The sequence below is a fragment of the Scytonema millei VB511283 genome (assembly GCF_000817735.3).
GTDB classification, from domain to species: domain Bacteria; phylum Cyanobacteriota; class Cyanobacteriia; order Cyanobacteriales; family Chroococcidiopsidaceae; genus Chroococcidiopsis; species Chroococcidiopsis millei_B.
This window is the reverse complement of sequence record NZ_JTJC03000001.1, coordinates 1,210,320-1,232,912: the sequence shown is the minus strand read 5'-3', so window position 1 is coordinate 1,232,912 and position 22,593 is coordinate 1,210,320. Positions and strand designations below refer to the sequence as shown.

Below are 22,593 nucleotides of genomic sequence, written 5' to 3'. Positions count from 1 at the left end.
TTACATGTAACGTCTCTACTATCGTGTCACAATGTTCTTAAGGAAAAACTTATAACAGCGATCGCTCTTATACCTATAGATCGAGGAATGAGTTGAGCAATGGCAGAAGAAAATCAGAATCCAGAACAGGCTCCAGCAGGAGAAACGGCAGGCGAAAATGCGCCACCCAGCACTGTAGATAAACAAGCTCCTGATGTCGTTGCAGAAAATCTTAAAACGACTTCTGACCCAGAAGCTTCACAGATTCCTACTGCCAACGCACCAGTTCCAGAAGAGAATCTAGTGGCGAATACGGACGAGGCAAAGGAAAAAGGCACGGCGACAGCAGAAGCTCCAAATGAAACTGACCAGCAAGCAAAAGCAGCTGACAAGCCAGGTTCCAAAAAACCCGACGCATCACCCAAAGCCGATAAGCCAGCCGCAGCTAAAGCAGCAGGTGATAAACCCGCCGCTAAAGCTAAGAAAGAAAAGGGTCCGACAGTTGAAGATAAGCCGTTTACTGAATTCATTCAGCAAGACTACATCCCAGCAATCCAGAAAGCTTTGAAAACTGAAGGAGTCGTGGATGTAGATTTAACTTTGACCAAGCAAAAATTTCCTGTGGTTGGCTTGGAGCAACAAGAATGCTGGCAAATTGTTGGTAAGTGGCAAAACGACCCTAGACAATTCAACCTTTATTTCCCTGACGAAGATATTCAAGGCAAGAAATATTTCTCTTGCAATGAAGGCTCTCGACCCAGTACAATCGAGCATTTTCTGGGTGATGAACGCAAGATGACACTCGACCTTCTCATGTGGGGAATCATCCAGCGGTTGAACGGTCAAAAGTGGCTGTCACTGAATTAAGTTCAACTATATTCTCATTCTAGATATGACATTTGTAGGGGCGTACAGATGTACGCCCCTACTATTTCAATTGCAAATCGCTACGATGGCAATTCCAGAAATTTGTAAACAACCACTCCAGTTGCAGGATGATTATCAACTCCCACATAACCAGACTTGACCATTTCTTTTAAAGCTGCTTCTACCTGAGCAAAACTAGCACCAGTATCCATCACGCCTTGAGTGACGGAAAGCTTACCCCCATGCACCGCCGCAGCTTTGAGCAATTTAACCATCAATTGCTCTTTAGGATTTACTTGGATTGTCTGGGTAGCAACTACCGGGTCTGATAGCGGTATACCAGCAGCAGATAAGCCCATTTTGGCTCTTAGCTTAGCATTGTAATCGTCTACCATATCGGGAATGAGAAATAAATCGATCAATTGCCCGACACCAAATAAGCCGAAGGTAAATAACCACAGCAAACCCGTGGCTATTTTGCCGTTATAGAAGCGATGCAACCCGTAAACTTGAAGCAAACAACCCAACCACAGAATATAAGAACTACTAGTTTTATTCATAAGTTGTGTGGATAACCAGGGAGCGTATTTTCTATGTTAGAGATTGGGATTGGATTTGACAGGTAGAATCAGTTGTCAGTTGTCAGCTGTCAGTTATCAGCGAAGAAGGGGGTGTGGTGAGTAGTGAGTGGTGTGGGGTGTAGGGTGTGGGGTGTGGGGTGTAGGGAAATTTTGAATGCGTGAATGCGTGAATGCGTGAATTTTGAGTTGCTCCCTCAGCTCCCAATCGCTCCCTCAGCTTCGCGACTCTCCCTCAGCTCTCTTTCCCCTGCTCCCGATTTTTGATGCATAAATCGATTGAATTTGCCCAAAGAATGACAAATTTGTAAAAAAAATTGATGGGGTGTAGTAACTCTTAATGTGGTAAAGCCACGCGATCGCCCTGAACCCTTGGTAGACTGAATTTTAGATAATAAATTGCGCTCTATCTTTTGTTACAGAGATAAGAACCCCACAAGAGCAAAACGACATGGTAGATTCCCTGAAAAAACCGAGCTTTGAAGAAATACGTCCTGGGGTAAAAGCTCCAGCCAAGGAAACTATACTTACGCCTCGGTTTTATACAACAGACTTCGATGAAATGGCGCGGATGGACATTTCCGTCAACGAAGATGAGTTGAAAGCAATACTCGAAGAGTTTCGTACTGATTACAATCGCCATCACTTTGTCCGAGATGAAGAATTTGACCAGTCTTGGGATCGCATTGATGGGGAAACTCGCCAATTATTTGTTGAGTTTTTAGAGCGTTCTTGTACGGCAGAGTTTTCTGGTTTCTTGCTGTACAAAGAACTCAGCCGCCGCTTGAAGGGGAAAAACCCCGTATTGGCAGAGTGTTTCGCCCTCATGTCGCGGGATGAAGCCCGTCACGCAGGTTTTCTCAATAAGGCGATGTCCGATTTTGACTTGTCGCTTGATTTAGGATTCTTAACCAAGAACCACACATATACTTTCTTCAAACCGAAGTTTATCTTCTACGCCACTTATCTATCGGAAAAAATCGGTTACTGGCGCTACATCACGATTTACCGTCATCTCCAGGCGCATCCTGAAGATCGGATTTATCCAATTTTCCGCTTCTTTGAAAACTGGTGTCAGGACGAAAACCGCCACGGAGATTTCTTTGATGCCGTTATGCGGGCGCAACCGCAAATGTTAAATGACTGGAAAGCGCGGTTATGGTGTCGCTTCTTCCTGCTGTCGGTGTTTGCTACCATGTATCTTAACGACATTCAGCGGTCTAAGTTTTATGCTTCTATCGGCTTGAATGCAAGAGATTACGATGTCTACGTGATTGAGAAGACGAACGAAACCGCTGGACGGGTATTTCCGGTGATGCTGGATGTAGAGAATCCAGAGTTTTACCAACGCTTAGATGTTTGTGTGAAGAATAATGAAAAATTAACGGCGATCGCTAGCTCTAATACGCCGAAGTTTCTACAATTCTTCCAGAAATTACCGTTCTATGTTTCCAATGGTTGGCAATTATTGCGGTTGTACCTGATGAAGCCAATTGACGTTGCTCCGTCTCACGGAATGGTACGATAGCAACTTTAAGTTTTGCTCCGCTAAAGTGGTTCTGTACTATGCAGAACCACTTTTTTTGTGAAAGAATCGCCAAAATCTCAAAAGTTCGGCTTGAATCTCGGTTTGTTGAAACTACGTCGCGGAAGATCCCCCCAACCCCCCGAAGATCGGGGGGCAATCAGATCCTGCCATCTCCCTTTAGAAAGGAAGGCAATCAGATCCCCCCAACCCCCCTTAGCAGGCGGGGCAATCAGATCTCCCTTTTTAAAAGGGGTTAGGGGGGATCTGGCAAGACATATTCCCCCCTTTTTAAGGGGGGCTAGGGGGGATCTCATTGTTCTGTTCCTTCTCATCGCTACACCTGCTTGGAGTCAACCACAGCCACACAAGACACCCAGTGCAGCAGATTTAGATTTAAAACCAGAAATTATTGAAAGCAGCCCAGTTCTACAGCGCTGGATGCGTAAAGTACCGAACGTGCTAGAAGAGATCGATCGCGATCCGAGTTTTCGTACCCGTCTGCGGCTAGGATATTCTTTATTTCCTTCAACAAATAATGCTAGTGGCTGGAGTTTTGGTGTAGAGGATTTATTTATTAGTGAAAGTGGTTTTACGATTAGTGGAGATTATCACGCAGCTTTCGATCGCCAGCGCGAGGCTTACGGTGTAGACTTACGTTATTACGTCCGTCCTTTGGGAAATTACATTAATTTTGCGCCGATAATCGGCTATCGACAGATAGAAACAGGCGATTATTCCACTGATGGTGTAAATGTAGGGGCAAGGCTGCTCTTGGTATTATCGCGTGGTGGTGCGGCAGATATTGCTCTATCTCAAAGTTGGGTGTCTCCTGGTACGGATGATGAAGTGGGATTGACAACACTCTCTTTTGGCTATGCTGTTACCCACAATTTGCGGTTGTCTACAGATTTACAAAGGCAAAATTCGCGTCAAGAAAAAGATAGTCGGCTGGGAATTGTGTTGGAGTGGATGTTGTGAGATTTTGGCTATCCCTTGCCGAGCGCTATATCTATCCTTAGATAGATAGCTATAAAGAACACCTAGCTTAAGATATATCTAGCTATTCCGCTAGTTCATGTCTTAACAAGACTAAATCGTTCTAACAGCCCGCGTTAAGCGGGTTTTTTCATGTTTATCGCAGCAAATTCAAGACGAGCAATTGCAAGCATGTAATGGCAATAAGAGAACAAACTTAATATTTAAAACGTGATACAACGTGATAAATCATGATATATTTTTTCCAAGAGTTAGGAGGAAGTATATCGTTAAGTATGTCACGCCAAAAGAAGCCGCCGAACAACTCGGCGTACACTTCCGCACTCTCGTCCGGTGGGAAAAAGAAGGAAAGATCCAAGCGATCAAAACCCCTTCTGGTCAACGAAGATACGATGTCCAGTCCTATACAGCTAAGTCTGGATCTCGCTCTACCGTTATCTACGCAAGAGTATCCAGTCGCGCCCAACAACCAGACCTCAACCGACAAATCGCGGCTATTGCAAATCTTTACCCAGGCGCAGAAATCATTAGCGAAATCGGTGAAAATGATGAGATTATCGCTGAATGCCATTTTGTGTTAGTTCGCAACAAGGATAACTTTCAGAAACAAAAGGAATAAAAAAGTTCTGTTTTGTACTGTTTTCAACTGCTCTTACAACTTGAAGGTTGTTTAAACAATGCAAACCACAAATACCGTAGATATACCCTTGAATTGGGTGAATATGGTCTACGGTGTAAAGCTCCTTCTTTTTGTCGGTTAGTTGAACAGCTAATAAATATAAAGATTCAATTTCTTTCATTTCCCAGTCATTGCAAATTAAAATACTTTGCTTGACAGCTTTTTTACGCTTTGAGTTTAAATGGTTTCTTTTGGCTCTGGCTTCAGGAGTAGTTCTGTAAAAGCTTTGCTGAACAAGAATGTAGTCTCTATTTTCCTCATAATAATTTCTAGAGTAAGCCAAGATATTTTCAGATTTATCTTTATATCGAGTAGAAACCTGTTGAATTATCTTTTCTTGATTTCTTGCATAATACTTTTTAAAAGTTTGTGCAACGCAGTCTTTGCAAACGCTGCGGTGGTAGGTTTTGCCTTTGTATCTTCCACCAATGTAAAAACGTTCTACAGGCAGGCTTTTATCACATCCCTTACAGATTTTAATGCTCACACAATTAACCAAAAATCGAGGTAGTTCTATTATTTTACCCTTAATTTCAGGCGAAAAAACTTTAAAAGAAAAAAGCTTCTTGCCTTACTGGAACGAGTCATGCAAGGAACTGTCGGACGCATTATTATCGCCCACAAAGACCGACTTGCTAGATTTGGATTTGACCTGTATCGATGGATCTGCGAACAACATGGATGTGAAATCGTGGTTCTCAATGAAACAAGTTTATCTCCAGAGGCAGAAATGGTTGAAGATATCCTCGCTATCCTCCACTGTTTTAGCAGCCGACTCTACGGACTTAGAAAATACAAGTCTCAGGTCAAAGAAGATCCAGATTTACCCAGATTCAAGTCTGAAGAAAGAGTGGAATAAGTGGCTGGCGGCTTGTCGTTATTGTTTCAATCAAGCAATTGCGTATCAAAAGAAAAACGGCAGAATCTCTAAACTTAAGCTCCGCAATATTATCATGAGTTCCACTCTACCGGAATGGGTAAAATCTACCCCCTGCCACATTAGACAAAATGCGATATTCGATGCCCATCAAGCATATGCAGCCTCAAAGGATTGTAAGTTTAGGAGCTGTAAAGCACCCAGACAAACAATCAAGTTTAATCACTCTAATTACAAGTCGGGTAGATGGTATCCTAACTTGACTAAAGGGCTAACATTTATTGCAAGCGAGCCATTGCCAACCAGCAGCAGCTCCGCCACTCAATTAATTAAAACCAAGAATGGATGGTTTGCGGTATTTTTAGAGGAGCGTACTGTACAAAGTAGAAAAACATCTGGTCAAGTTATTTCTCTAGATCCAGGTGTACGTGCCTTCCTAACTGGATTCGACGGTAATCAGTTTGTCGAATTCGGGAAAGGAGACATGGGTAGAATCGCAAGATTGTGCCAACATCTTGACGCTTTAATGAGTCGGATTGCTAAATCTGAGTCTCGCCGTCAAAGACAAAAAATGAGGCAGGCAGCAGCACGACTGAGAAGCAAAATTAGAAACTTGGTGGATGAGTGTCACAAGCAAGTTTCTAATTGGTTGGTTAACAATTACCAATACATCTTGCTGCCGACTTTTGAAACATCAGAGATGACTAATAAAAAGCGACGTAAGATCAGATCTAAAACCGCGAGACAGATGTTGAATTGGGCGCATTATCGATTCAAATTACACCTTAAGCAAAAAGCTGAGTTGAATGGCTGCAACGTCATCGATGTAACGGAAGAATTCACCAGCAAAACCTGCATATCTTGCGGACACGTTCACCAAAAACTAGGTGGATCTAAAGTATTTAAATGTCCTGTCTGTAATCATACCATTGGACGGGATTTTAATGGTGCTTTCGGCATTTTGCTGAAAGCTTTGAGGGATACCTCCTACACTATCAGCGATGATGGCGTAGCTATTGTTGCACTGCCCGATAATATATCGAGTTGTGTCGCATAAATGTATCAGCCGCGACAGCACTAGCCAAGATGGACAACCTAGAAGTGGTCGAGCATGAAAATAATATTAGCGTCTGGATTGATGGATTCAAATTCATGTCTCGATCGCAGTAATTATGCTGGTATAAATGCAGTTACTAGCGTCCAAAAACTGAAAAAGCACTGACTAACCAAAACTTAGTGCGTTACCTCTGCGTAGCGCACTTTATGCTATCGAGCTGTGCGATTGAAATGTATGCTATTGGAAAGAACGAGGCAATAGCAGATCGTACTTGCACTGAGATCGTACTTGCATTGATGGAGAGTATCTATGCGCTACAAACTATTAGGTAACAGTGGATTGCGCGTTTCCGAACTCTGCCTGGGGACGATGACTTTTGGCGAAGACTGGGGGTGGGGAGGTTCTTACGATGAAAGCCGTAAAATGTTCGATGCTTTCGCCGCTGCGGGTGGTAATTTTCTCGATACAGCAAATCTATATACCAACGGTACGAGTGAAAAGTATGTTGGTGAATTTGTGGCAGGCGATCGCCATAAATGGGTCATTGCGACAAAATATAGTTTAAACACTGGTAATGGCGAAATCAATGCTGGTGGCAATCATCGCAAGAATATGGTGCAAGCAGTAGAAGCCAGTTTGCAGCGATTAAATGTGGAATATATCGATCTACTATGGTTGCACGCTTGGGACTTCACTACGCCTGTAGAAGAGGTGATGCGATCGTTTGACGATCTGGTACGCATGGGTAAGGTGCTGTATATCGGTATTTCCGATACTCCAGCTTGGATTATCTCGCAAGCCAATACCCTGGCAAATCTGCGCGGCTGGACACCTTTTATTGGCTTGCAAATCGAATATTCTTTGAAAGAAAGGACACCCGAACGAGACTTATTACCAATGGCACGGGCGCTGGGGATTGGCGTGACAGCTTGGAGTCCCCTCGGTGCTGGTTTATTGACGGGTAAATACAATCGTCCAGCAGAGGAGACGGACGAACCAGGAAGATTAAGCAATCCAAATGCAGCCCAAATTAGCGATCGCGATCTAGAAATTGCAGCAGAAGTGACTAAAATAGCCACAGAAATTGATCGAGTACCTTCACAAGTTGCACTCAACTGGATACGGCAGCAACCAGGCGGAATTATTCCCATTATTGGCTCTCGTAAACTGCAACAGCTTGAAGAAAATTTGGCTTGTTTGGAATTTCAACTAACTACCGAACAAATGCAGCGCTTAAATGATGTGAGTGCAATTGAACTCGGTTTTCCTCACGATTTTCTTCAAAGTTCGATGGTTCAAGATTTTGCCTTTGGTGGAGCATTGGCTAAAATCGATCGCGATCGCTGTGTCTAGTTTTTTGGCTGACTGAGAAATTAGACTGTTAACAGGAATACTGAGCAATTAAATATACTTTAAAAGTCCGTAAATTACGGACTTTTTTATGTGTAATTGTTACTAAAGATTGAGTTAATAAATATGAACTGTTTCTTGAAATACCCGATTGAAACTTGTATTAAAAATCGTTTAACTGCTGCGAACTCAACTGAGTTTTGTAGCCCAACTATTAATTATTAAGTTTTACGCATGAGGGAAATTTATGAGTTATGAGCTTTCCCGTCGTCAAGTTTTAAAACTAGCTGGATTCTTATCTGCTGGAACTGCTGCTGTCGGAAGCGTTCCCATCGTGAGTCGGTTTTTTGCCGACCGAGCTAACGCGCAGACTGGTACGATCTACGTTCGCGAGAATATATATACATTTATCCAGTCGCCACAGAAAGTCGCGGCTCTCAGGAGAGGTATTCAGGTGATGAAATCTCGCCCTGATACGAACCCGACTAGTTGGATTTACCAAGCTAATATGCATGGCATTCCCAGCGGTGAGACACGCAGATTAACAGCATGGAGGACATGCCAGCATGGAACCTTCTATTTCTTTCCCTGGCATCGCATGTACTTGTATTATTTCGAGCGTATTCTCCGGCAAGCATCCGGCGATCCTACATTGGCACTCCCGTACTGGAACTATTCAGATTCCGTCGAACAGCGCGTTTTGCCCGCACCGTTCCGCATCCCCGCCGATTCGACGAACCCCCTCTATAGCGATCGCGGCAGTAGCATTAATGTCAACCAGGGCGATCCATTACCAGAAGCCGATGTCAGATATGCGGATGCTTTTCAACGGACAAACTTTTTCCATACAACAGATGGCGGGCGCAGCTTTGGTGGACGCAGGGTAACTGAGGCAAATGCGAATACTCACCGTGCTAATGGTTATGGAGACTTAGAACGAAGACCGCATAACGGCATCCATTCACGTATAGGCGGCTTAATGGGTAGCGTACCTACTGCTGCCCGCGATCCGATTTTTTGGTTGCATCATGCGAACATCGATCGCCTGTGGGAACGCTGGTTGCGACTGGGAGGTGGACGAGCAAATCCGACAACGAACAGCGATTGGATGAACGATACCTTTATTTTCTTTGATGAAAACGGCGCTCAGATACAGCTGCGCGGCAGGGATGTTCTCGATACTGCGACACAACTAAACTATTTGTATGACGATCCTTTATCAAGGAGAAACAGATCTGTAGCGCCATCGTCGCAGAGTACGGATACAAGTACTCAACAAACAGATACAAGCACTCAGCAACAAATAACTATGTCGGCTAACGATCGGCAATTAACGATTGTCCTCAGTGATGCTCCCCTCACTCTGTCTGCTCCAGCTCAAGATCTGGTGAGGACGAGAGCATTAACGGCAGAATCTGCACTAACTCTCAACATTACAGGAGTCGAGTACAACCCAGATAATCCCATTCCCTACGACATTTACATCAATTTACCTGAAGGAGTCGCTCCAGACCCTTACGGACCCTACTATGCCGGGATTCTGTCACTATTTTCTCTGCCCCAAAGAGGCACTTTCCGCCTTGATATTACTTCTACGGTTAGGCAACTACAAAGGCGTAGTCTCATGACGGGAGATTTTATCTCTGTGACTTTTGTACCACCTTATAGACAGATACAGCAGGATCGCTCTACCCAAGATCGCCAAGCTCAATTACAAGGGGCAGTCCGCTTTAGTGGAGTGACTTTGACTAGAGAGTAATCGGGGTCGCTATCGCGCTCTAGCAGCAACGGTGACATCAAAATTGAGCTGAAACGGTTTGAAATTAGCTCCGGCTTTAGGAGTCCCTTTCAATTCCACCTGATAAGCACCAGGTTTGGGAAAAATAATTTCCACGCCAGGAATGCCTTGATATTTCTCGGCTGTCACGGCTTTGAGTGACGGTTGTAAAAGTGGTGCAGCATTTTTCTGGCGCGGTTCGGCATAGACTGCTAGCTGGCAATTACACTGCTGGAGGGGAATTGTTTGTCCACCTTTACGTGTGAGTGCGATCCAAGCGAGTGTTGCTTTTCCTGCTTGGGGATTGTCGTTAGGTTCGAGGTGAATTGTACCACCAACATCGCCGGAGATTTCTACTTTATGGGCGATCGCCTCAGTCGCGATCGCGACCGTTGCTAGTACGCCGAGTAATAAACATCGAGCGTGTTTATACCAATTCTCTCGCTCTTTACCAGAGATCCCATTCCCCCAACCCCCCTTGTTAAGGGGGGCAAGGAGAAACCCCCCCTTACAAAGGGGGGCAAGGGGGGATCTTCCAAGGCGCTGTTTTAGTAACATAGTCATACTAAGATTTTTTAGCTGAAACATAGTATTTTTCTATATGGAAAATTGACCAAAACCAGCGCGATCGCACCAGCAAGACCCCTACAGTTGCAACTCCTAAAAGAATTGCATATAGCTGACTGCTTTGACTCACGCTACCTAAATAGTGGGAACCAATCAGCACCGCATGAACTGTGCTTAAAATTGTGGCGGGAATTCCTAATAAATGAATTTGTCGCCAGCGCGTACCTAAGAATTTTTGAGCGCGATCGCAACTCGTAATTGCTGCCGGAGTCATTAAGACAATGGCAACACATCCCAGGATTAAACTGATTTGATGGGTGGGTAATAGGAAAGCAAATGCTTCTAAATTCCAGTCCAACGTATGCGCCATCATGTGGATTGTATGCGCTAAAGCGAGTACGAAGGCTCCCACGCCTAAGACACGACGATATTGTAAGGGTGCAGCCCACAAACGGCTGATAGGACGGGCAATTAGAGCTAGCATCAAGCAAAATAGGGATGCGTGACCTGTATAATCAGTCATCGTGTCCCCAGTGCGTAATAGGGTAATCGCCCCAATTGCCACAGTAATCCAGCCACCTAAGCGAAATAATTGACTACGGCGATCGCGACTTAAAAAAGATGTAGAAACACCTACCCCTAGCATCATTGGTAGAGTACCGATTCCAAAAGCGAGCATCGTGGCTGCACCTTGCCATAACTGCCCCGTTTCCGCCGCTTTAATTTGAGCCGCATACAAAAAGCCACAGGGCATTAAGCCCCACACTAAACCCAAGCCTGCGGGTGTCCACCATTGTGTTTTAAAAGATAAGTTGACCATACCCCGACTCAGGCGATCGTGCCATTTGCCATGAGTCAGAGGGTGTAGCAGGGGAAGGTGGAGAAATTGGGGGTTAATTTGCGCTAGACCAAATAAAATGAGCATGATTCCCGTCAGAGTTGCCAGCCAGCGCCGTACTTCACTACCGATGCCTGCCATTTGTCCGCTGGCGATCGCGATCGAACCAATCGCGCCAATTGCCGCACCGACGAGAACGTAACTAATTATCCGCCCTAAATTTAATAGAGTATGAAAATAGACTTGCTGCTGCCATTTTGGTTTTTCTGGTTGACCTGACAGAGAGAACGCCACTGTTAGGGGTCCACACATCCCGACGCAGTGTCCGAAACTTCCCAAGAAACCGAGGGACATTATCAGTAGAAGGTCAAAAGTCAAAAGTTAAATGTCAAAAATTTCTACTTTTTGGTTGCGGGTACTTCTACGATTTGCGTAGCTTCTATCATCTTACCTTTGTGAGCTAAAACCTGATGATTGTTAGCATTCAAGCTCACTCTAATTTCGTTTTTACCAGGTTTGAGATTGTCTAGATAATACCAAGAGCTATACAAACGAGTGATTTTTTTGCCGTTAACGTACAAATGGGCGTGACCTTCTCCTGATTTTGCTGCTTTGTTAACATTTTCTGGCGCAAAAATGTTTTTTAACTGCAACTCATTACTCTAGGTAAAACTTTTGCTTCAGTCAAAAGACAAGCTGTCGTACATCTGCGATCGCTCTTTCTTAATTCAACCGTGAATTAATCCATTCGGCACGATCGCCCAAGATAAATCAATACTCTCTTGTGGCAGTTGAGATTTTAGTTTTGCTCGCTTGAGGTTAGCTCCTCGCAAAATTATCCCCTCCATTTTGGCATCGACTAAATTAGCTCCTGTTAAATTCGCGCCGCTCAGATTAGCTTGACTTAAGTTTGCCCAACTCAAATCTGCCTGGGATAAGTTTGCCTTAATTAACTCCACCCGTTCTAGGTTGGCTCCCCGCAGCGTTGCTAAAATCAACTTGGCATCAATCAAGTTGGCGCGACGCAAATTTGTGCCAGTGAGATTTGCTCCACTCAGGTTAACTCCAGATAGATTTGCCTCACTGAAGTCAACTCCTACTAGATCTGCGCCACTAAAATCTGCTTCGCTCAAATTCACTTTCCACAAGTTCAAGCCGCTCAAATGCACTTCGCGAAAATCTCGCTCTCCCTGATTGTAGCGACTCACGAGTGCTGCGGCATCCATATTATCGTGGTTCGTTTCCCAGTCAAAAGGCGATCGCATCGATCCAAAATTCATGGGGAGTCTCCTTCTATACCTACAAAAATCTCATCCCCAATCGCGTGACTCGGATAACAGCGTATAGGTTGCAAGTCTCGCTCTAGTGCTGTCAAGTCAGATGGAGAAACGCTGCGGGGATAAACATTAAAAGTCTTTTGTTAAAGATAAATAGGCAATCTCTTTCAATCGGCTTATCTCAAACTCGTAACGAATTTGAGTTAATGCCATACTATGATTTTGAACAAACTGAGAACAAATATGTGAGATTTAATAGAAAAATTAAAATTCTTTATACTTCTTTACGCTTTGAGGATTTATCAGTTGCTAAAATCAATTGACAATTTGCATATAGTGTGAATGCTTGAGTTGTGAACCACTCGTTACGATTGTCATTTGTCATTTGTTATTGGTTGACAGTTAACAGTTGACAGAAATCTATGTAGGATGCGTTAGCACGATCGCGTCACGCATCACTCTCAGTTTTTGGTGCGTGACGCAAGGCGCGTAACTGAGATTTTTTCAATCATCAAACTGATGGCTGGACTCCTTTCTAGTCACTAGCCACCAGTCACTAGTCACTGATAACTGATTTCACCCTACCCAAAGTTCTTGGGCAAATCTGACTGAGAATAAGATTAGTAAAATGGTGAAAAAAACTAATGTTATATATCCCCAACGCGGATGGCGGGACAGTAATAAACTAAGTGCAATTGGTAACGAGACAATTCCGTAAACTAACCGAGTTAAAGACCAAGTACTACCAGAAACAAGTAACAATCCTAAACCACAAAAACCATAGGCGATCGCAACAGGTGTGAGTTGCTGGCGCATATGCCATAACAAGTAAATCCCACCTAAAACAGCAACCGCATTCAGCAACGGATCGCCTGCTAGCAGCCACAAAGCTAAAACGAGTACGCAAAAACCATAGCCTACCTTAACTGGATTGAATCGGCTACGCCAGCGCCAAAGACAATAAGCCAACGCAATTAGTGCGACAAACAAAAGCGGATGCAGCGGATCTTCGAGTCTTCCAGACTTCCAGTTAGCAGTGCCGACAACAACTTGCATCAGCATTTTCCACCAACCTTGTACGTCAAACCCTAGCGATCGCTTCCATTCCTGTTGGGCATGACCGAAAGCCAACCAGTCACCTAAATAAATCCTACAGTAGAGACTGTAGAGTAATAGACCGCTGCCAGCTGCCAAGCTAGCAAGATAGGCGATCGATTGGCGGCGTTCTTTCCATGCAGCGATAATTAAGGCAGGCACGATCGCAATTCCGGTTGGGCGAGTCGCCGTTGCCAACATTCCCCACAGCGCCACCCCAGGATACTGCTTGAATTCAAAAGCGCGTAAAGTTGCCGTACTACAGAGTAAATATAGCCCTTCCGTGTAGACTACCGTACCAAACAACGACAGCGGACACCAAGCTAACACGGCTGCACTCCACCGGGCTGCATTTGTTCCATACTGCCGAGCCATCCAACTAGCTAGTAATAATAGCGCTCCTAAAAATGCCAAATTATTTACTAATACCCCCGCCATTTCTGCTGATAACCCCAGCAGCATCAAAGCACGGATACACAGAGGAAACAACGGAAAAAAAGCAACATTATCCCCCGCATAACCAGAAGTTGCAATTTGTTGATAAAAGACGCTATCCCAGTGAGAAAATACGCCCCAACCAAAATTAGGAATAACGCCTCCCGGCGGTTTTGGTAGTGCAGGTGCAATGAATAACATCGCTACTGCTACCACAAAGCGGCTCAGCAGCCACATATAAGTAGCAAATCTTAATTCATTTCTCATTATTCAGTTATCAGTAGAGAGTGACTAGTGGCTGGTGGCTAGTGGCTGTTTATCTAGTCACCAGTCACTAGTCACTAGCCACTCACCAGTTACCAACTACCTTTGTCAAAGCCAATTTAGCAGCTCCCACGATTCCGGCTTGATTGCCTAACTCGGCGCAGACTAATTGCAAGCCCTCGCGGGAACAGGGTTCAACTCGACGCTCAATTTCAGCCCATGTTGCCGGAAAGAAAAACTCTGCACACGCACACGCACCACCGCCGATCGCCACTGCTTCTGGCGATAGCACGTAGACTAAACTCGCCAACCCTGCACCTAAATCCTTACCATATTCCGACCAAAATTGCAAGGCTGCGGGATCTCCAGCTTCAGCCAAAGCACCTAACTCGGCTGGTTCCTTGCCCGTGCGCCGCCGGATCGCTGTCACCGAAACGTATTGTTCTAAAGAGCCTTGATTGCCACTTTTACAGGGTGAACCATCGGGTTTCAAAGTAATTAACCCCAGTTCCCCAGCCGCGCCGCGATGTCCGATAAATAACTCGCCGTCAAGGATAATTGCCCCACCGACACCCGTACCGATAGTCAGTAAAATGAAGTGTTTAAACCTACGTCCTACTCCTAACCACGCTTCCCCTACACCCGCACAGTTAGCATCGTTAGCAACGACTGTCGGTAAACCTGTTTTTGCTTCTAACCAATCGGCTAAAGGAACGTTGAACCAGTCAGGAAGATTAATCGCAACTTTGGCAATTCGCCCCGCCGCATCAGCGGGACCAGGAGTTCCGACACCAATCGCCACCGCTTGCCGTTGCGGATCGACTTGAGCGATTGCCTTTACCATTACCAATAATACCGCTGCTGGCGTAGCTGGTTGAGGCGTAGGCACGGTTAGAGACTGCAAGCAAGTCCCATCCGGCAAAAATCGCCCTAACTTAATTGCCGATCCACCCAAATCGATGCCGATGACTTGTCGATTGTCATTGGTCATTTGTTGTTAGTAGTTGGTAGTTGGTTAACGGTTGACAGTTGAGGTTAACGGTTGACAGTTGACGGGTCACTGTTCACCGATCGCTGGTCACTAGCCACTAGTCACTAGCCACTAGCCACTAGTCACTGTTCACTGATTTTTCTGCCAGTTGCGATCGCAATATCTATTTTGTTTATTTTGACCGAGCGATCGCTGTAGAGTTGTGCCATGAGACACTTCTATATTTGGCTGCGATTTCAAAGCCGTTACGGGTGCGGCATGAATAATACTCGCAGCGGCAAGCGAAAGCATCAAACCACCAGCAGCAGCAGCAACTAAAGATATCGGGTCTTTCATCGTCTTTTTTTACAAATAAGGCATATCAAAGATAACCGATGAACGGGGTGTGGGGTGTAGTGAGTGGAAGGTGAAGAAAGGGTGTGGGGTGTGGGGTGTGGGGTGTAGTGAGTGGCGCTTGAAATACTTCTGACTTACGACTTACGACTTACGACTTACGACTTACGACTTCATCATGGTGGTGTTTGACTCCAGCTATCTTTTCGCAGGCGGGGGTTGATAAATTCGTTTAAACCTTCACCCAGTAAAGACAATCCTACAACCATTAGTGTCATGCCTAAGCCAGGAAAAAGCGCCGTCCACCATACTCCGGTTGGCAGTGCTTCGAGGGCAAGACGCAGATCGTGACCCCATTCTGGTGTTTCTTCTGGTAGTCCTAAACCTAAGAATCCTAAGCCACCCAGCGTTAAAATGGCATCGGCAGCATTGAGAGTGAATAATACTGGTACGCTCTGCACGACGTTGAGAAAGAGGTATCGAGTCAGAATTCTTCCGGTGGAGGCTCCCATAGCTTGGGCAGCTTCGACAAATAATTCGGTTTTGACGCTAACGGTGTGGTTGCGGACGACGCGGTAATATTGGGGAATATAGGCGATACTGATGGCGATCGCGGCGTTTAATATTCCTCTACCCACGACAAAGGCTAGCGTTACCGAAAGTAACAGTCCTGGTAGCGTGTAGATCGTATCCATGAAAAATAACAATATGCGATCGAGTCTGCCACCGAGATAGCCACTGACTAAACCTAAAGGTACGCCAATAATTAAACCAAAGGCTGTGGCTAATACCACCACTTGCAACGCCGCTTGAGTGCCGTATAGCGTGCGTGAAAATACGTCATAACCTTGGCGCGTCGTACCAAATAAATATTTGAGCGAAGGTGGATCGTGAATTGGGTTAATCAGCGACTCTGTAGGGTTTTGAATCCACCCCCAAGCTTGAAATACAGGAGCGAGTATTGCTATGCCTAAGAAAATTAGGGTAATCGCCAAGCCAATCGCTGTTAGTTGTAAAGATAGACTAGGACGACCAGAAAATCGAATCAATCTGGGAAGTTGACGTTTTGCCACACTCATGCAATTACCCTACCAGGAGCGATACGCAGACTATTGTTACCTAAAAATAAGTCAAAAGTTAAAAGTCAAAAGTCAAAATTTTGAAACTTGTGCTGTTACGCATTTATAGCAAACAGCGGATGAACTAGGACAATTCAATTTACGACAAGTTCGCGCTTGTACCATGAGTTCTTCATTTGCTCGAAAGCTCGCTACTTCCTGAATATTAGCCATAAAGAGATCGCCAACAGGGTTCCATTCTTTTGACTTTTGCCTTTTGACTTTTGACTTACTTTATTGGCTACTCAACCAAGTCATTGCCTGTTTCATCCATTCTTCAGGGCTGGCGTTTTTTGGTACGAGGGCGTTTTGACTGACGGCTGTTAATGCTTGAGAAATTTCGCTGGGGCTGTAGCCGACGGCGAGGAGTGCGGCTTGCACTTCTTCTAAAATATTTGGGGCTAAGGGTATGGCGGCTGTCGTTGTGGCAAGTCCAACTGTTTGACTCCAACTGACTAATTTGCTTTTCAGTTCTAAACAAATGCGTTCGGCAGTTTTGCCACCCACACCAGGGGTTTGTAGCAGAAGTTGGGTATTGTTGCTGACGATCGCCTGTACTAAATCGTTGATATCAAAAGTATCTAACAAAGCGATCGCCAGTGCTGCACCAATGCCGCTAACGCCGATCAACAAGCGAAATAAGTCTCGTTGTACGCTAGAACCAAAACCATACAGTGATGGCTGTTCTTCCCGCACTTGGAGATGGGTAAAGATTTGCGTCTGTTCGCCAGCAGTTAATTCCTGCGATAGTCGGGTGGGAATTTGCATTTCATAGCCGCAAGCGTTCACCTCTAGAATCAGGATGACGCGATTGCTGCTACTTTTGACAATGCTGGCAACTGTACCCTTGAGATAGCTAATCATCCCAAAAAACCGAAATGACCTAAGCCCTCTAGGATACCACCTGCACAGGGGGCTTGGGCTAAGTAGCGATCGCCACCTGGATTGGCTTCGTGCCATTCTAGTAATTCAGAACTGGCATTACCGACGATAATTCCTTTGGTTTCCCTGGTGGCGAACATGGAAATATCGTTACCAGAGTCGCCGCACACGACTGTTTTTTCTGGGGAAACTTTCCAAGTTGAACGTAAAAACTTGACGGCTAAGCCTTTGTCGCCGCGTAAGGGCAGAATATCTAAATCGGTTCCGGTGCTGTAGATTAATTTGACTTCTAAGCCTTGCTGTTTCAAGGTAGATTCTAGTTGAGGTAATAGTTCTGCTGCTACAGTTCGAGCCAAGTGAAAGCTAACTTTATAGGGACGCTGTTCTGAATCTGCTTGTAGCGTCAAATCGGCAAAATGAGCGGCGATCGCTAAAATTTTATCGCGATCCCAGCCTAGATCGAGTTGTTCCGACCAAGCAGTATAAGGGTTATCGATCCCGTTAAGATAGATTTCCGTCCCCACTGACGCAACCAACGCATCGGGGGAGATCAAATTTTTTTCCTGTTGCAATTCTTGATATAGTATGGGCGATCGCCCTGTAGCATAGACAATCTTCGTGCCGTGTACGTGGCGATGGTAACTGAGTTTTTGGTTCAGTTCTGATAGGGCGCGATCGTCACCTACGAGGGTGTTATCTAAGTCGGTTACGAACAGAAATTCCACGACTACCTCTTATACCAGCTACTCCATCAAATAGTTTAGGACTAAGTGGCGATCGATCCTATCCGCTACAAGTATCGATCCGAGTTCTGACACAATAGAAAGGGCAATAAAAGTGTAAATGGCTTTGAATTACGACAATATTTGTAAATATTTAGCCGAGCAATATCCAGCTAGTTTTGTCCGTTGGTTATTTTCAGAACCAGTATCTACAGAAATCCAAGTCCTCAAAACCGAATTGAGTCTTGAACCGATTCGCGCTGATGCTGTCACTCTCTTGCAAACAACCAATCAAATCTTACATATAGAATTTCAAACTCTACCTGACTCCGAGCCACCAATTCCTCTGAGAATGCTAGATTATTGGGTAAGACTGTATCGGCAATATCGCTGTCCAGTAGAGCAAGTTGTCATTTTTCTAAAGTCCACAACTTCAGAATCAGCATTCATCGAACAGTTCTCTGCGCCTAACACCCGCCATCGCTACCGAGTTATCAGAATGTGGGAGCAAGACCCTACTCTATTATTAGCAGACAATGCCCTACTACCACTAGCGGTTTTAGCACAGGCGAACTCACCCAGAGCTTTATTAGAGCAAGTTGCAACCCAAGTAGATAATATTGAATTATCAGAGCGAAAGCAAAATGTCTCGGCTTGCGTACAGCTACTAGCAGGATTGCGATTTGAGCAGGATTTAATTCAACAACTATTTCGAGAGGAAATTATGCGGGAATCCGTAATTTATCAAGACATTATTCAAAAGGGCATACAACAAGGCAAGCAGGAAGGCGAGTTAGCAGTTGTATTGCGCCTGCTTACCCGTCGCCTTGGGACGATAGAATCTGAAGTCCAAGAACGCTTGCGAAGCTTAACTACTACTCAGTTAGAAAATTTAGCAGAAGCACTATTAGATTTTTCTAATTCTGATGATTTGACTAACTGGTTGCAGAGTCAAGGAGGCTAACAAATCTGCCCTCTGCCCTCTGTCGCTATGCTGCTTGAGATTGCCCAAATTCGGATAAGAATCGGAATGCCTTCACGACAGCACTAGCGCATTCTCTGGGTGAGGAATTGTAAAAAGCCCGCCATGCAGATGCTTTAAATTCATCGTAACGGTCTGCTTTTTCGGGGAAACGTTCTAACCAAGCCAAACGCACGGCATGACCGATTAATACATCTAGTACAATATATTCTTCGATTTGTAAATTCGGATTGCGATCGCAAATTGCTGCTAATTCCATGAGTGTTTCAATATTAACTTGTCGATATTCTGGAGCTTCAATTTTATTCAGTAAATGCTCGACTCGCAGGGCAAAGTTTTTCTCTCCTGATGTCATTTCTGCTAAAATCAATTCGCTATCCAAACGATTGCGGCGTTCTAATTTATCGCCAATAATCACGCCTTTAGAGTGTTTCATTAACCGCCAAACTCGTTGGAAAAAGTCTTGAGGAACGCGGTTCATTGCCCCATCCCAGTGTCGCTGCTGTTGCCAACCACTTAAGGGAACGAAACCTTCGTCTGTAGCTTCAGGCAATACTACCCATTCAATATCGCTTTCTGGCTGTTTGACGTGTAACGATTCTCGTTGACGCAAGACTTGATTCATCCCCTCATAACCAATTAAAACTTGGCGCAGGCGCATTTTCACTTCAAATGGGGATAGTTGCATCAAATGTTCGTAGGCTTCATCTTGAGTTAGCCCTAATTCTTGTCCTAACTCGCTGGTAATTAATAAAATTAAATAACCAACCCGCAATGTCAGCAATCCCTTAAATAAGTGGGGTTCTGTACGAATCAATACCCCTAAATAGTTAAGCATTTCTTGGGTTAAAACGCGATCGCGAATATCTTCGCCACAAAACTGGTCGATTTTTTCCCCAATTTCTTGATTGGACATTGGTTGGTTAATCAAGGAAGCCTCGCTGTACGACTTACCTACGGCAATTTGTTTTTGTCTGACTAGAATTGATGTCACTTCATCTGAAAGCGACACATCTATCATCCGTCGCAGTCCGGCGGCGCGGCGTACAATTGTCCACAAGCACGAATTTCCCGCCTTGGTATAGACTTCATCCAATAAATCGGCAACTGTTACCCGTTTTCCATGTCCGCCAAAACCACTATCAAAATCTAAGCCGCGCAAGCGATACAATGTCTGCAATAACTCAATTTGCTCGTAGAGATTTTCCGAAGCCCGTAATTGTCCTAATAGGAGACTGAGATTGGTTTCGCATTCTAGCTGAAATTCTTGGGTAATCCCTAAAGGTAGGTTTTTTTCGGGATGAAACGTCAAGTAATAGTTGCGTTGTGCGGTCTTGTTAACTGCTAGGGGAGTAAAATCTAACTCATGCAAGAAATCAATCCGTTCTGTTTTTGCCGTTAGCATCAACTGTTGCAACCGTCCCAGCTTAACGTGAACGCTGTTGCAAATACCGCTTCTGAGTTCCTCCATCAACGGTAATAACGCCTCTTTCTCCGTTTCTAGCATGGTATGGGTTAACATCAGCGTTACCGTCGGTCGCCCTAAATCGCTCCAATGATGTTTAATGTATGCAAGTTCGCTCTTAAATCGTGCGACTAAAAAGTGGTAATCGAGGGTGAGATAAAATTGCTGGGGATCGAGAAAAGAAGGTAGAAACACCACGGTTTCATCCCGAATCCGAAAGATTCTCGCAGTCGTTAAACTCCGCAAGCGCCTAATTGGTCTTCCTGTCAAGCCTAATTTGTCGTTACGTCCAATTTGGGTGTAGACAGTCGATAGTTCTCCGGTTTGGCGGACTTGAATTGGTTCTACTTGTGACGGCGTTTGGGTTTCAATGCCGTAAACTGCTAGTTTTGCTTGTAAATCTTCATCTTCTGCAAGTAAGGCAATTTGTACCATTGCTTCTTGGCGACGACCGATGTTTAAATGTTTCCCTAAAGGATCGATATCACCGATTGATATCAGCCCTTCACTCAACATTTGACCGAGAAAATACAGGCTTTGCGCCCAAACTAAGGGGACATTCTCATTTGGTAGGCGAGTTTGAGTCTGAGGATTTGCCCTTTCTGCGGCAATGTTTTCTTGTGGGACGTAGTACAACTCTGGCAATAGTTTCACGCCGTCTCGTTCTACGACAATCTTTTCCAAGCGTTCCTGGTATGCTTGAATTTGGGTGCGATCGCCTCGAAATATTCCATCTAGTAACAAATAGGTGAAAAATAAGGGCCACTCGCATTCAATATGTTCAAATTGCTTCAGTTCCCGCGGTTCGTAATGCAGGCGGTTGGGGTCTTCCAACACCGTTTGATGTCCGTCACGTAAAAATCGCTTGCAACCGTATTTGCCTTGGAGTTTAGTAATAATGTCATTGCGGGTGCGTTCTAGCAAGCGTCGATCCTCTACGGCAAAGGCAGGATAACCGATAACGCTTAATACAGCTGCATCAACCTCTTTAGACGCAGATTCCCTCGGTAACAAATTTTCTAACGTAATGCGGGCGCGGGCAATTTCATCGGGTAAAACGTGAATCACCGATGCTTGACTTCCGCCAACTCCAAATAAATCTAGTCCGTTCATGGCTTCTAAGGCGGCTTTTGCCATTCCCACAGAACTAGCATTCAGTTCAGCATTTCCGTGATTGATTTTGTTTCCCCGTTCCCAAATCCCAAAGTCTGGGGTACGGTAGGTGCGTCCGATGTAATAAACCAAATTTTGCACGAAGTTGACTTCGTCGATGGTGTAGACGATGTGCAACCCCGAAGCCGTCATTTGTGCCAGCATCAATAAAAATAGAGAAGTGGCATCGAGTTGTAGATGTCCCCATTCACCATCGCCGACGACAATATCACCCGTTTGAGTATTGTACTTGGCGTGCAAGGCATCTAGGGCAGCTTGGCTGTGTTTAAAGCTTTCTACTTTGGTGGCTTGGCGCATCATCGCAAATAACAAGCCTCGCATCAGCTTCACAACGCTGTGTTCTAGTTCGTAGGTGCGTCCCTTGTCGGGATCGACTTTACGATATGCTAGCGCCAGACCCCAAACCGCTAAAATACTGTAGACGTTATCTCGTACCCAGGCATCGGTATAATCTCCGTGGGCGGTGATGGCAGTACTGGCAGGCAACAAGCCAGAAATCGGATTTTGCCGAGATAAAATAATTGTTTTAATCTGATGGTAATAATAATCCAGTCGCGCTGGTAACTGAGCGGCAGTTTTATACATACTGAAGTTTGACTGTTTCGGGAATCGGGCGGTTGCGTCTTGAAGCTATCAATAGAGAAGCAAAGATAGCTACATTTCATTCTTTAGGTATAGATGAGCTTGAGTAGAAGAACGATAAGCTAATTTATGATTTTGTTCGTATTCTACTGGAAATCTCACCGTACCACTGAATCGCGTT

At 44.8% G+C, this 22,593-nt stretch carries 20 protein-coding genes and 2 pseudogenes; 9 read left to right on the top strand and 13 right to left on the bottom strand.

Annotation, left to right across the window (positions count from 1 at the left end):
• Window positions 1–99 precede the first annotated feature (99 nt).
• A complete protein-coding gene (locus QH73_RS05570) occupies window positions 100–846 on the top strand; it encodes a DUF2996 domain-containing protein (protein ID WP_039715544.1) in 747 nt (248 codons plus the stop codon).
• 80 nt (window positions 847–926) lie between these two features.
• On the opposite strand, the gene QH73_RS05565 is transcribed toward QH73_RS05570, so the two are convergent.
• Window positions 927–1,406, bottom strand: coding sequence for an NINE protein (locus QH73_RS05565; RefSeq protein WP_039715543.1), 480 nt, complete (start codon window positions 1,404–1,406; stop codon window positions 927–929).
• A 469-nt stretch (window positions 1,407–1,875) separates the two neighbouring features.
• Between QH73_RS05565 and acsF the strand changes: the two genes are divergently transcribed.
• From acsF to QH73_RS05550, 3 genes and pseudogenes are all read left to right on the top strand, one after another.
• Window positions 1,876–2,952 (top strand): magnesium-protoporphyrin IX monomethyl ester (oxidative) cyclase, encoded by a 1,077-nt coding sequence (gene acsF / locus QH73_RS05560; protein ID WP_039715542.1) that lies wholly within the window; start codon window positions 1,876–1,878, stop codon window positions 2,950–2,952.
• Between the two features lie 312 nt (window positions 2,953–3,264).
• Window positions 3,265–3,930, top strand: coding sequence for a hypothetical protein (locus QH73_RS05555; RefSeq protein WP_374189016.1), 666 nt, complete (start codon window positions 3,265–3,267; stop codon window positions 3,928–3,930).
• Between the two features lie 283 nt (window positions 3,931–4,213).
• Window positions 4,214–4,489 (top strand): annotated as a pseudogene (locus QH73_RS05550) (IS607 family transposase); the annotation flags it as partial.
• A gap of 13 nt (window positions 4,490–4,502) precedes the next feature.
• On the opposite strand, the gene QH73_RS05545 reads toward QH73_RS05550, so the two are convergent.
• On the bottom strand, window positions 4,503–5,114 hold the full coding sequence (locus tag QH73_RS05545; RefSeq protein WP_052290036.1) for a hypothetical protein: 612 nt from the start codon (window positions 5,112–5,114) through the stop codon (window positions 4,503–4,505).
• Window positions 5,115–5,171: 57 nt separating this feature from the next.
• Here QH73_RS05545 and QH73_RS05540 point away from each other — a divergent pair.
• The 4 genes and pseudogenes from QH73_RS05540 to QH73_RS05525 all read left to right on the top strand — a co-directional run.
• Window positions 5,172–5,486: pseudogene (locus QH73_RS05540) on the top strand (IS607 family transposase); the annotation flags it as partial.
• A complete protein-coding gene (locus QH73_RS05535; protein WP_309476458.1) occupies window positions 5,368–6,561 on the top strand; it encodes an RNA-guided endonuclease InsQ/TnpB family protein in 1,194 nt (397 codons plus the stop codon). The pseudogene QH73_RS05540 and the gene QH73_RS05535, both read left to right, overlap by 119 nt.
• Before the next feature lie 309 nt (window positions 6,562–6,870).
• On the top strand, window positions 6,871–7,914 hold the full coding sequence (locus tag QH73_RS05530; RefSeq protein ID WP_039715540.1) for an aldo/keto reductase: 1,044 nt from the start codon (window positions 6,871–6,873) through the stop codon (window positions 7,912–7,914).
• Window positions 7,915–8,158: 244 nt separating this feature from the next.
• A complete protein-coding gene (locus QH73_RS05525) occupies window positions 8,159–9,670 on the top strand; it encodes a tyrosinase family protein (RefSeq protein ID WP_039715539.1) in 1,512 nt (503 codons plus the stop codon).
• Window positions 9,671–9,679: 9 nt separating this feature from the next.
• Here the strand turns inward: QH73_RS05525 and QH73_RS29110 are convergent, their stop codons facing one another.
• From QH73_RS29110 to QH73_RS05475, 10 genes are all read right to left on the bottom strand, one after another.
• Window positions 9,680–10,246 carry a hypothetical protein gene (locus tag QH73_RS29110; RefSeq protein WP_309476453.1) on the bottom strand — a complete coding sequence of 189 codons (567 nt, stop codon included), beginning with the start codon at window positions 10,244–10,246 and terminating at the stop codon, window positions 9,680–9,682.
• 7 nt (window positions 10,247–10,253) lie between these two features.
• Window positions 10,254–11,447 (bottom strand): urease accessory protein UreH domain-containing protein, encoded by a 1,194-nt coding sequence (locus QH73_RS05515; RefSeq protein ID WP_039715538.1) that lies wholly within the window; start codon window positions 11,445–11,447, stop codon window positions 10,254–10,256.
• Window positions 11,448–11,491: 44 nt separating this feature from the next.
• Window positions 11,492–11,746 carry a hypothetical protein gene (locus QH73_RS05510; RefSeq protein ID WP_052290034.1) on the bottom strand — a complete coding sequence of 85 codons (255 nt, stop codon included), beginning with the start codon at window positions 11,744–11,746 and terminating at the stop codon, window positions 11,492–11,494.
• A gap of 75 nt (window positions 11,747–11,821) precedes the next feature.
• Window positions 11,822–12,373: a pentapeptide repeat-containing protein gene (locus QH73_RS05505; protein ID WP_052290033.1), complete on the bottom strand. Its 552-nt coding sequence runs from the start codon at window positions 12,371–12,373 to the stop codon at window positions 11,822–11,824.
• 573 nt (window positions 12,374–12,946) lie between these two features.
• Window positions 12,947–14,167 (bottom strand): mannosyltransferase family protein, encoded by a 1,221-nt coding sequence (locus tag QH73_RS05500; RefSeq protein WP_236146887.1) that lies wholly within the window; start codon window positions 14,165–14,167, stop codon window positions 12,947–12,949.
• An 82-nt stretch (window positions 14,168–14,249) separates the two neighbouring features.
• Complete coding sequence (locus QH73_RS05495) at window positions 14,250–15,155, bottom strand: ROK family protein (RefSeq protein ID WP_039715537.1); 906 nt, start codon at window positions 15,153–15,155, stop codon at window positions 14,250–14,252.
• 129 nt (window positions 15,156–15,284) lie between these two features.
• Window positions 15,285–15,491, bottom strand: coding sequence for a hypothetical protein (locus QH73_RS05490; RefSeq protein WP_039715536.1), 207 nt, complete (start codon window positions 15,489–15,491; stop codon window positions 15,285–15,287).
• Window positions 15,492–15,664: 173 nt separating this feature from the next.
• A complete protein-coding gene (locus QH73_RS05485; RefSeq protein ID WP_039715535.1) occupies window positions 15,665–16,567 on the bottom strand; it encodes an ABC transporter permease in 903 nt (300 codons plus the stop codon).
• Window positions 16,568–16,840: 273 nt separating this feature from the next.
• Window positions 16,841–17,470 carry a Holliday junction branch migration protein RuvA gene (gene ruvA, locus QH73_RS05480; protein WP_039715534.1) on the bottom strand — a complete coding sequence of 210 codons (630 nt, stop codon included), beginning with the start codon at window positions 17,468–17,470 and terminating at the stop codon, window positions 16,841–16,843.
• Window positions 17,467–18,213 (bottom strand): sucrose-phosphate phosphatase, encoded by a 747-nt coding sequence (locus tag QH73_RS05475; RefSeq protein ID WP_039715533.1) that lies wholly within the window; start codon window positions 18,211–18,213, stop codon window positions 17,467–17,469. Before QH73_RS05475 ends, ruvA begins: the two co-directional genes overlap by 4 nt.
• Window positions 18,214–18,337: 124 nt before the next feature.
• On the opposite strand from QH73_RS05475, the gene QH73_RS05470 reads away from it, so the two are divergent.
• A complete protein-coding gene (locus QH73_RS05470) occupies window positions 18,338–19,174 on the top strand; it encodes a DUF4351 domain-containing protein (RefSeq protein ID WP_039717437.1) in 837 nt (278 codons plus the stop codon).
• 25 nt (window positions 19,175–19,199) lie between these two features.
• On the opposite strand, the gene QH73_RS05465 is transcribed toward QH73_RS05470, so the two are convergent.
• The gene (locus tag QH73_RS05465; protein ID WP_039715532.1) at window positions 19,200–22,415 is read right to left on the bottom strand and encodes a glycoside hydrolase family 15 protein; all 3,216 of its coding nucleotides are present in this window, start codon (window positions 22,413–22,415) and stop codon (window positions 19,200–19,202) included.
• Window positions 22,416–22,593 lie beyond the last annotated feature (178 nt).